2 protein-coding genes are annotated in these 841 nt (G+C 62.2%); one reads left to right on the top strand and one right to left on the bottom strand.

Annotated features, from left to right (window positions below; translation table 11 throughout):
- Positions 1-217 (bottom strand): hypothetical protein (locus tag HUK84_RS22950; RefSeq protein ID WP_218064490.1); only part of this gene is annotated, 217 nt, incomplete at its 3' end.
- A 442-nt stretch (positions 218-659) separates the two neighbouring features.
- Here HUK84_RS22950 and HUK84_RS20630 point away from each other — a divergent pair.
- On the top strand, positions 660-841 hold a 182-nt coding region (locus HUK84_RS20630; protein WP_176641856.1), incomplete at its 3' end, for a hypothetical protein.

The following is an 841-nucleotide window of genomic DNA, read 5'->3' as shown; positions in this document are numbered from 1 at the left end:
CTGCCGGCGCCGCATTTTGCGCGGGCATGGCCGCCATTGCGACCGAGACGGGCACGGCCGCAGCGGCGGCAGGCGCCGTGTGAACATGAACCGAAGCCGCCTTCGGCTTGGCCTTGGCAGCCGCGTGATGTTTCGCCGGGGTCGCGGCCCCGGCGCCGAATGCGCCACATTGCGCCGCGAGAATCGTGGCGGTCGCCAGCTTGCGTCTGAGGGTCATAATTTTTGATCCTTGGTTTTACAATAGGGATCTTTAATGGTACGAGACCGAAATCATCATAAGCAGAATTGGTATACCACTTGCAATCGGACCGGATGAAATTTCTGTTACGCCGCCCATTTCGTTGCTGATTCGCAACATATTCATAAGCACGTTCGCCGCCATTCACCGCCTGCCCTGCAACGGCCCCATGCACGGGGGCGCCATGGCGTGAAAATGCGATCATGGAGATCTGGCGGCCGGTTCGTCCGTGTTCCAGCCCTGCCCTATCATCTCCATTCACGATCCATTTTGGAAGCGGAATTTTTCGTCACCCACCCACAGGAACCGATCCGGCGCGCCGATCCGGGAACGGGCCTGCCCGTCGCTCCGGCGGATTTTTCGATCGCGGGATCTGGCACAAGGCCGTACAAACATTCGAACACCATGGGGAGACGACACGATGACAGCGATCAGGGCCATGGCCTGCGCGGTCCTGGGAAGCCTTTGCATGTCCGGCGCGGCGCTGGCGGGCGAACTGGTCATCCGCAATGACGGGCCCGCATCGGCGTCCTGCCATTTTCAGGCCCCCGCGGCATCGCCGGTCGCCATGCCGGACCGTGCCGTCGCGGCAGGCGCGACCAT

The sequence above is a fragment of the Nguyenibacter vanlangensis genome (genome assembly GCF_013376155.1).
Lineage (GTDB): Bacteria > Pseudomonadota > Alphaproteobacteria > Acetobacterales > Acetobacteraceae > Gluconacetobacter > Gluconacetobacter vanlangensis.
The sequence above is the reverse complement of the archived record's forward strand: the minus strand, read 5'-3'. Positions and strand labels throughout refer to the sequence as shown.